The organism is Butyricicoccus sp. (genome assembly GCF_977037065.1).
Genome location: NZ_CDRQNY010000008.1, coordinates 73303 through 82686 on the forward strand (window position 1 = coordinate 73303; position 9384 = coordinate 82686).

Annotated in this window: 11 protein-coding genes and 1 tRNA gene; 3 read left to right on the forward strand and 9 right to left on the reverse strand. The window is 56.0% G+C overall.

Translation table 11 applies throughout. The features are described from left to right. Positions 1–37: 37 nt before the first annotated feature. The 9 genes from pdxR to yajC all read right to left on the reverse strand — a co-directional run bounded on the left by pdxR (position 38) and on the right by yajC (position 7404). The gene (pdxR, locus tag ACWVX6_RS04780) at positions 38–1444 is read right to left on the reverse strand and encodes a MocR-like pyridoxine biosynthesis transcription factor PdxR (protein ID WP_455152488.1); all 1407 of its coding nucleotides are present in this window, start codon (positions 1442–1444) and stop codon (positions 38–40) included. A gap of 693 nt (positions 1445–2137) precedes the next feature. Continuing rightward, positions 2138–3088, reverse strand: coding sequence for an AEC family transporter (locus tag ACWVX6_RS04785; RefSeq protein WP_455152489.1), 951 nt, complete (start codon positions 3086–3088; stop codon positions 2138–2140). Beyond that, positions 3081–3545 (reverse strand): MarR family winged helix-turn-helix transcriptional regulator, encoded by a 465-nt coding sequence (locus ACWVX6_RS04790; protein WP_118359970.1) that lies wholly within the window; start codon positions 3543–3545, stop codon positions 3081–3083. The genes ACWVX6_RS04785 and ACWVX6_RS04790 overlap by 8 nt, the downstream gene beginning before the upstream one ends. A 224-nt stretch (positions 3546–3769) precedes the next feature. Then, positions 3770–4303, reverse strand: coding sequence for a hypothetical protein (locus ACWVX6_RS04795; protein ID WP_118728818.1), 534 nt, complete (start codon positions 4301–4303; stop codon positions 3770–3772). 71 nt (positions 4304–4374) lie between these two features. After that, on the reverse strand, positions 4375–4869 hold the full coding sequence (locus ACWVX6_RS04800) for an NAD(P)-binding domain-containing protein (protein WP_117751056.1): 495 nt from the start codon (positions 4867–4869) through the stop codon (positions 4375–4377). 98 nt (positions 4870–4967) lie between these two features. Then, entirely contained in the window at positions 4968–6347 is a 1380-nt protein-coding gene (scfB, locus tag ACWVX6_RS04805) for a thioether cross-link-forming SCIFF peptide maturase (protein ID WP_455152490.1), read from the reverse strand. Between the two features lie 70 nt (positions 6348–6417). Continuing rightward, positions 6418–6561 (reverse strand): six-cysteine ranthipeptide SCIFF, encoded by a 144-nt coding sequence (gene scfA / locus ACWVX6_RS04810; protein ID WP_110435348.1) that lies wholly within the window; start codon positions 6559–6561, stop codon positions 6418–6420. A 12-nt stretch (positions 6562–6573) separates the two neighbouring features. Then, positions 6574–6990 carry a TIGR04086 family membrane protein gene (locus ACWVX6_RS04815; RefSeq protein ID WP_110435349.1) on the reverse strand — a complete coding sequence of 139 codons (417 nt, stop codon included), beginning with the start codon at positions 6988–6990 and terminating at the stop codon, positions 6574–6576. A 60-nt stretch (positions 6991–7050) separates the two neighbouring features. Next, positions 7051–7404: a preprotein translocase subunit YajC gene (gene yajC / locus ACWVX6_RS04820; protein WP_455152491.1), complete on the reverse strand. Its 354-nt coding sequence runs from the start codon at positions 7402–7404 to the stop codon at positions 7051–7053. Between the two features lie 344 nt (positions 7405–7748). Here yajC and sigK point away from each other — a divergent pair, with 344 nt between their 5' ends. The 3 genes from sigK (at position 7749) to ACWVX6_RS04835 (ending at position 9254) form a co-directional block, all read left to right on the forward strand. Then, positions 7749–8456 carry an RNA polymerase sporulation sigma factor SigK gene (gene sigK, locus ACWVX6_RS04825; protein WP_455152492.1) on the forward strand — a complete coding sequence of 236 codons (708 nt, stop codon included), beginning with the start codon at positions 7749–7751 and terminating at the stop codon, positions 8454–8456. Between the two features lie 134 nt (positions 8457–8590). Next, positions 8591–8664, forward strand: a tRNA-Gln gene (locus tag ACWVX6_RS04830). A gap of 125 nt (positions 8665–8789) precedes the next feature. Beyond that, positions 8790–9254 carry a zinc ribbon domain-containing protein gene (locus ACWVX6_RS04835; RefSeq protein ID WP_455152493.1) on the forward strand — a complete coding sequence of 155 codons (465 nt, stop codon included), beginning with the start codon at positions 8790–8792 and terminating at the stop codon, positions 9252–9254. Positions 9255–9384 lie beyond the last annotated feature (130 nt).

Sequence of the window (9384 nt, forward strand, 5' to 3'; positions counted from 1 at the left end):
AAATTTTCGCAGAAATTTATCGCACTTCGGGTTGCATTTATTTTGTCCAGGCTTGCTTGAGCAGCTTTGCCGCCTCGTCGATCTGCTGTTCGGTCAGACCGGCATAGCCGAGCACGAGCGTTGCCCGCGGCGGCTTGACCGGCGGCGTATAGTACGCCGAAAGCGGGTAAACGCGCACGCCGACCGCCTTTGCGCGCTCAATAAGTTCGTGCTCGAGCATGCCGTTACGCATGTGCAGCAGCAGGTGCAGGCCGGCTTCCGAGCGCGAGACCTCATGCGGCAGGTCGGCCAGCTCGCGGTCAAGCGCGGCCATGAGCGCGTCGCGGCGTGCCTGATAGACCTTGCGGCTGCGGCTGATGTGACGCTCGAAGCCGCCGGTGTGCATGAAGGCCGCCAGCGTGTGCTGGTCAAAGCTCGGCACGGTGGACGAGTACCGCGAAAACCGTTCACGATAGCGCGCCATCAGCGCATTCGGCAGCACCAGATAGCCGATACGCAGTCCGGGGGCAAGGCTTTTCGCGAAGGTGTTGACGTACACGACACGGCCTGTCCGATCCAGCTCGCCTAACGCCGGAATCGGGCGAGAGGCATAGCGGAATTCGCTGTCGTAGTCATCCTCGATGATGTAGCGGTCGGGCGCTTCGGACGCCCAGCGGAGGATTTCCAGTCGGCGGGCAGCCGTCATGACCGTGCCCAGCGGGAAATGGTGCGACGGCGTAAGGTATACCACCGATGCGTCACTCGCGGCCAGCGCGTCAGCACGCAGACCGTGCTTGTCCAGCGGTGTCGGACGCACGGTCACACCGTTCACTGCGAAAATCTGGTACAGCTTGCGGTAGCCGGGGTTCTCGAGCGCGTACACACGATCGCGGCCGAGCAGCTGAATGACAAGGTGCATCAGATACTCCGAGCCTGCGCCGATCAGGATGTTGTCCGGCGAGACGTTGATGCCGCGGAAGTCGTGCAGGTAGCGCACGATCTCCTCTCGAAGTTCCGCCGCACCGCAAGGGTCGGTCGCACGGAGCAGCGCACTCGAGTATTCGCTCAGCACACTGCGCGACAGCCGCGCCCATGTGGAGAACGGGAAGCAGCCGTTATCGACAAAATCCGTGCGAAAATCATAAGGATAGGTCTCCTCAGAGGCGAAAATCGGCGGCAAAGGCGGTGCGGGCGACTCCTGTGGCTCGGAAACCTGCACAGCAAGCTGCTCCTGCACAAAATAGCCGCGCCTTGGCGCAGAGGCGATATAGCCTTCGGCGGCAAGCTGTCCGTAGGCGGTTTCCACGGTGATCTGGCTGACGCGCAGATTTGCGGCCAGCTGGCGTTTGCTCGGCAGGCGTGTGCCGCCGGGCAAGGCGCCGGACATGATGTCCGCGCGGACAGCGTGGTAGAGCTGCTCGTAGAGCGGCTGTTGGTCGTGCGGTTTGAGATGATATGTCAGCATGGCCGGAGGCTCCTTTCTTTGCGTCTTTTGCAAAATCTGTGCTGATTTTATGAGTTATCGCTTGCGAAGCGAGAGAATCTTGCCTACCCGGCAGGGGCACAAGAGGGTAGACACCAAGGTTTCTACCCTCTTGTGAATCACCCGTTTCCTGTCATAGTCTGGCGCAGACCAGAGACCGGCGACCGCTGCGAAAAAAGGATACGGCAGTCGGGTTACTCTTGCGTTTGTTTCGTAAAATATTCGCAGTTCACAGATAGCTTACTGCTACACAGACCGGCTACTTCCAGCAGGCGCGACACAACAATGTCGCGCAAGTCGTGAGCGCGTTATCACAGACGGCACCTACGAAGATAAATGTTACCAAGCGTCTACATTCGCAGGTGCTGTCTACAATCTCCAGACTAACGATTTGAGCGGCACTGTCATGCCGCTCCCAGCGTAGAGTCACCGATCTGTGTAGCAGTCAGAAAACAGCTTGAGCATCTGCGGTTGAGAAATGGGCGGCCATTGGCCGCCCCTACGGAAGATGAACAGTACGGCCGTTCCCCCATAGTCTCAGCTCTGCAAATTTCGCCGTGCTCTCCCAAAGGGAAACGGGAGTCCCAAGAGGGTAGAAACCGCAGGTGTCTACCCTTTTGGTTTCCCCGGCGAAACCGCCGGCGTTCCCCTCGCCTCGAAGGCGAAAAACTTACGTTAAATAAGCGCCATCGAACGCAGAATGAACAGCGTCAATGTCAGCGTAACCGCACTCAGCGCCGTGCTGAGCACAATGATCGACGATGACAGCACATGATCACCGCCCATATTTTTCGCCATAACATAACCGGACGCTGTGCTCGGCGCACCGCACAGGATGACGATAGCCACCAGCGTCTGCTCGCGGAAGCCGAGCGCCACGCCCATCGGCAGAAAGATAACGCTCAGCAGCACCAGCTTGATAAACACGGCTGCACAGGTCGGGCCCAGCTTTTTGATTGCCTTTGCGCCCTCAAAGCCCGCGCCGATGCTCAGCAGCGCCATCGGCGTTGCACAGTTACCCAGCATGGACAGACCCTTGTCCAGCATCGGCGGAAAGTCGATTGCCAGGAGCGAGAACGGCAGACCCGCGAAAATACCCAGTATGATCGGGTTGGTGATGATGCCGCGCAGCGTTTTGCCGACCAGACCGCGGTGGTCCGCCTGCTGTGCGTCCGGCGCGGTGACAGTCAGCACCAACACCGAAAAGATGTTGTACAGCGGCACGCTTGCCACGATCATCAGCGGCACAAGACCGGCATTTCCGTACAGATTCTGCACAAATGCCACGCCCAGAATCGCCTGCGAGCCGCGGAAAGCGCCCTGTGTGAACGCTCCCACCATGCTCTTATCCTTGAGAAAGTGGAACGCGCCGATCCAGACGGCAAAAAAATACACCGTCGTCGCACCCGCGCAGAAAAAGAAAAACACGGGGTCGAACTGCTCGGTGATGCGTCCCTGCGCGATATCGCGGAACAAAAGGATCGGCAGCAGCACCTTGAACGACAGACGGTCAATGTCGGTCAGCGTCTGCTTGGTGAAAAAGTTTTTGCTGCGCAGCCAGCGGCCAAGCACGATGATCGCAAAAATCGGCACGGTGGCATTCAGACAGAATATCAGGTTATCCATTGGTTTCTCCCTCCACGGCTGCTTCCTCGTGGCGGAAGAAGTCCTGCAGTTTCTCCAAGCTCTGCGCTAAAAGCGCGGTCTGCTCGGGCGAGAGCGTATCCACCAAAGACGCGATCATGCGCTCGTGAAAGTCCTTGTGATACTCGTAGGCGGCTCTGCCCTTGTCGGTGAGCATGATATTGACGACGCGGCGGTCCTCCTGGCTGCGTACGCGGCGCACCAGTCCCTTGGAGACCAGCTTGTCGCACGCAACAGTCAGCGTAGCCAGTGTTACGCCGATTGACCTGGCAACCTCGCTCATACGCACAGGTTCCCTGTCACCGATCTTCTCGATGATGTGGATTTCGGTGATGGACACCGCGCTGCCCAGTCCGCCCGCCATGGCGCGTTCTTCGATTTTGTTGATCCGGCCGAACACATCGACCAGAAAGGAATTGAGCTGCTCTGCGTCTTCCATGTTCGTGCTGTCCCTCCGTTAGTTCGTTAATCTAACTAAATATTAGCATGGATTTGTCGAAATTGCAACACTGCCGTGCCTTCGGCAAGGGCAAAGAGGAAGGGACACCTACGGTGTCCCTTCCTCTTTGAACGCCTGCCTTGCAGAATCTCTTCACTCTTTGCAAAACTTTCAATCTATGTTTCACGCCATCCCGGCTGTGCATTTGTGCATTTTGTATAAACTTACACATTGCACAGTGCCGCTATCGCGGCCCTCAGGAGGGCGCTCAGCACGGCGAGCGTAATACACAGGAAATACGGCATCCTGCACGTTCGAAGCGAATACCGTCCGGTGGCTTCACCGCCCTGCCAGACCATAGAGCATGCGGCAAGCAGCGCGGAGACGCTCAGCACGGCGGGTACGCCGGCTGCTCCGATGATGAGGGCGTTTCCTTCTCCCACGCTGACCGCGACGGTCATGGCAAGCACAAAGCCGCGTGCTGCGGCAACCGCACTCAGCAGCAGCTCTCTCGGGCGCAGAAAGGCGCACACGAGCGGCAGCAGCACCCAGATGAGCGCGCACAGCGTGCTCTGCACCACATGCGCGGGCAATTCAGCCAGCAGACCGGAAAGCACTGCCGCGCCGTCCCCTTCGCCGGCCCGCAGACCGGTCAGACCGCCCGCCGCTGCACCGCACAGGAACATCGCACACAGGAACAGGAACACCGGTGTCCGCACCAAATCGTCAAAAAAACCGAGAATATGCTGTTTGTTCATACGTCTTCCCCCTTGGAAAAGTCATAGAACAGCATATTCCCGGTTTTATCTTTTTAGAACAACAGACGGACTTAGCCTTCCTCGTTGATCATCTCGCACATCGCGTCCACCATGTCCTTGCAGGGCTGGCGCAGGAACGGGCGTGCCTTTTTGTTGATCTCGTAGGTTGCATACAGCTTGCCTTCCTCGTCACGGTGCAGCACGGCTGCGATCAGCTCGGTTGCAGCGGCGATGCGATCAGCCAAGTACGCAAGATCCACCTTTTCGCTGTCGCACACGGAAACTACCACGCGCTTTTGCGAACTGCTGGAAATCTTGGCAAGCTCGGTCGGCATTTCACGCTTGGAAGCGGTGAGCAGCACAATCTCGCTCTTGATCATGGCAGCAAGTTCGTCCTCGCAGATACGAACCTCGTCGTAGCCCTCTGCAGCCTTGCAGGCCGCCGCATTCTTCGCGGACAGGAACAGATTGCGCTGCGGTACGACCTCCTTCTCCAGGATGGCGCGGATCAGCTTCTGAAGATATTCACCTTCACCAAGCACGGAAACCAGTACATTCTGCGGCATAATATCATCTCCTTCACAGGGCAGTACAAATACAAGAGCAATTATACGCACAAACAGTCCGTTTCGCAACGGATTTTACGGATTCTTTTTACAATTCATCACTTCGACTGATTTGCACAAATTTTATCCATTGCCTTTAGGTAAATTGCACATTCCAGACGCTTACGCTCCATCTCGCAGCCGAGGTCGTAGGAGTCGTTCATGTCGTGGTTCATGTTGTAGTTCGCCGCCGAGCAGCCGCCCGAGCAGTAGAACTTCGCCCAGCACTTCTGACACTTCGGACGAGAATAGATGTTCATGCCGGCAAACTTCTGCGCGATGTCCATATTGAAGGACTGGTCGAGCACACTGCCCTGCTTGAACTCATCCTTGCCGACAAACTGGTGGCAGGGATAGATGTCGCCGTCCGGCGTTACGGCTACGTACTCGTAGCCCGCGCCGCAGCCGCGCAGACGCTTGACAACGCACGGACCCTGATCCAGATCGACCATGAAGTGGAAGAAGGTAAACGGCTTGCCTTCCTTCTTACGCTCGAGCATGATATCGGTCAGACGGTCGTACTCGGCCTCGATCTTGGGCAGATCGTCCTCGGTCAAGTCGTAGCCGCAGCCCGGGTCAGCCGTTACCGGCTCAACGGACAGACGGTCAAAGCCTGCATCCGCAATACTCAGCACGTCCTCGGCAAAGTCAAGGTTGTGCGAGGTGAACGTGCCGCGTGCGTAGTAGTCGAGGTTCGGGTCGCGGTCGTCCACCAACGCCTTGAACTTGGGCACGATGGTGTCGTAGCTGCCCGTGCCGGCAACCGTCTTGCGGAACTCGTCGTTGACCTCACGGCGGCCGTCGAGCGACAGCACGCAGTTGTCCATATTCTCGTTGATGTACTTGCGCTTGTCCTCATCGAGCAGCAGGCCGTTGGTGGTGATGGTGAAGCGGAACTTCTTGTTATACTTCTCCTCCAGGCTGCGGGCATAATCAACCGTCTGGGTAACGGTATCCCACGCCATGAGCGGCTCACCGCCGAAGAAATCAACCTCGATGTTGTGACGCACGCCGGAACGCGCGATAACAAAGTCGATGGCCTTCTTGGCGATCTCAGGCGGCATGATCTTGCGGCCCTGACCAAAGTCGCCGGTGGATGCGAAGCAGTACTTGCAGCGCAGGTTGCAGTCGTGCGCTACATGCAGGCACAGGGCCTTGACCGGTGCATTCACCGGAATGTAGCGGCTTACGTCGATGTAGTCATCCTGTGCGAACAGCTGACCGGCCTTTTTCAGCTCGTACAGCTCGTCGTATGCCTCGCGGACGTCCTCGGCGGTGTAGTCCGGCAGGGCGTCGATGATGCTCTGCGGACAGGTATCACCCATGTTTTCATCCAGCAGTCCGGACACTGCATAGCTGATATCATCGAGCAGATGTACCGCGCCCGAGTTGACATCGAGCACGAAATTCAGCCCTTTTTTCTGATAACGATGAATCATTTATTTTCCTCCGATATACAGGAACAAGGCGCACCCGCAGGCGCGCCTTGCATATTCCTTTTCAGCGTGATTACTTTGCGTGCTCGCACTTCTGGTTTGCCACGGTGCAAGAGGTCTTGCATGCGGACTGGCAGGAAGTCTGGCACTCGCCGCAGCCGCCGTGTGCTGCAGTCTGCTTCAGGGTTGCAGAAGTCAGGGTAGAAATATGCTTCATTTGATTTCCCTCCTATTTTTTGATGTGGCTGTAACGCTTCTTTTTCCGCATATTGGCACCGGCGTAACCGCCCAGTGCCGAGGCGATCAACGAGCAGAGCAGGCTGATCACCGTGCGTACAAAATGAATGGATTGACCGAGCGGCAGCACCGCAACGATCAGCAGGATCAGAAAAACCGCAAAACCCGCGCCGAGCGACCAGTAAAACTGGTTTTCGCCTGCGCGCTTTGCAGCGACCAGTGCGGCAAGCGCACTGCCGAGTGCAAGGAACACCAGCGCACAAGGCGCTATTGCACCCTCTGCCAATGTGCCGCGGTGAACGAGCACCGCACCGAGCAGCATCAGCAGCAGAGTACCGAGCAATCCGGCAAGCACCGACGGTAAAAGGATACCGACCGGCGACTGACCCTCATTGGTTTTTCTCATCATTTCATAGCCTCCCGCCGAATTTTATTTATATGTCATGTTATTCGGCAAGAAATGGGGTTATTACTTTGCGTCCTTCTTTGCTTCCTTGGGCGCCTCGACCGTCTCGGTCGCCGGAGCCTCCTTACCGCGGATCGCCCAGCGGTAAATCTTGAGCTTCGTGCGGTCGCTCGAAGACTCGATGACCAGAACGTCGTCCTTGATGCTGACAACGCGGCCGATAAAACCACCGATGGTGGAGATCTCATCACCGATCTCGATGGAGTTACGCATATCGCGCTCCTGCTTGTCGCGCTTGCGCTGCGGACGGATCAGGAACAAGTAGAATACGACGATCAGAACTACAAACGGCAGAAAGTTTGCGATGATCGAGCCGTAATCCGACAGAGCCGGCATTTTATCCAATGCCATAACCATGGTTACACCTCCCTATGCAATGTGCTGTAAATACTCACTATATTATACTGGATATTCTGTCAAATTACAAGCCCTTTTTGGAGGCAATACCACATAATTCAGCTGCGGCGCTTTAGGAGATTTTGTGTCCTGATGTCGGCCTCGGTTCCTTGCGCGAGTTCCATCCGCGCTGCCGCAATTTCTTGCAATACACAAAGTATTGCTGCGAAACCGCGCCTAATCAGTACGCAAAATTTACTCGTAAATCGCTCTTGCTGTATTATGCGGTACTGCCTCTTTATTTGTGCTACTTAAGCTATTCACAGCATAAAATAGCAGTATCTTATCGAAACGAGGTGCTGACCATGCTTTTCCCTGCTTTATTTGCGCTCGGCGGCGCATTTTTCTTCTTCGTGCTGCGTGTACAGGGCGCGGACGGATCGTTTCCCAAGCCGCTCACGCCCGATGAGGAGGCGGTTCTGCTGCGCCGCATGCAGCAGGACGGGGATGCCGAGGCACGGGAAAAGCTGATCGAGCACAATCTCAGACTGGTAGCGCATATTGTGAAAAAGTATTACGCTGTAAGTACGGAGCAGGACGATCTGCTGTCCATCGGCACGATTGGACTCATCAAAGCCGTGAACACCTTTAAGGCGGATAAGAATATCCGGCTGGCGACATACGCCTCCAAATGCATCCAGAACGAGCTGCTAATGTATTTCCGGCAGAAGCGCAAGAGTGCGGGCGAGCTTTCGCTCTCGGACACGCTCGAGTCGGACGGCGACGGCAATGCGCTTGCCCTGCAGGATATCATCTGCTGCGAGGACAGCGGTCTTTCCGCCGTTGAGGAGCAGGACCGATACCATGCCATGCACCGCGCGCTGGCAGGCTGTCTCTCTCCGCGGGAACGCGAGATCATCCGCCTGCGGTACGGCATCGGTCTGGCAGCTCCCCTGCCGCAGCGTGAGATCGCCGCGCGGCTGGGTATTTCGCGCAGCTATGTTTCACGCATTGAAAAGCGTGCCTTAGAGAAACTGCGGGAGGCTCTTGAGCGCGAGGGACGGCCGCCGTAAAACCGGCGGTTTTCCCCTTCCGAAAAAAATTTTAATTTTTTTTGAAAAAAGGGTTGACGAATCCCGAATTCTGATATATACTAAACAAGTCGTCAGCGATGAGTCATCAAAAACGACAGTAAAACTTAACAAATAGCCGAATTGTGTAAAGGTAGCACGACAGACTCTGACTCTGTTTGTGAGGGTTCGAATCCTTCTTCGGCTGCCACTGAAAACCGTCTTTTCTTTGAAAAGACGGTTTTTCTTTTGCTTTTTCGAATTTTGGCTGTGACGGCTATTTGACAGACGGTCTCTCTCTCGATATACTAAAGTATATGTAAAGGAGCGATTACCATGTTTTGCATGAACTGCGGCACACAGCTGCCGGACGGCGCAAAATTCTGCATGAACTGCGGCACAAAGGTCGGTGAGGTCGGCTCTGGCGCTGTCCCGTCCGGCAAAAAATATCCCTCGTACGCGATGCTGTATCCGAACAGCATGGCTTATCTTGAGTCCCCTGCCTATCAGCGTGAGCGCGGTCTGATGAAGCAGTCCGAGCTTGGCGCGACGCCGTATGCAGGCTTTGATTTTACCAACTATGTTTCTCTGGACGACGGCACGATGGTCGGCTTTGTGTTCGGGCACACTGAGCGTTACCGCGCCGCCGAGGACTTCGGCTACAATCTCTACCGTCTGAATCCGGACGGCACGGCTGTTTTTCTGAACGCCGGCTGCAAACGCGGCGGCGCCGAGCTGTATGTGCAGGACGGAAAAGCGCACTGGACGGTGAATGGAGAAGCGTTTTCCGCATCTATTTGAGCATTAAGGCAATACCGCATAATTGAACAAGAGTGATTTGCGAGTAAATTTTGCGTACTGACGAGGCACAGTTTTGCGGTAATACTTGATGTATTACCGTGAAACTGCAACAAAGTCAGGACACAAAATT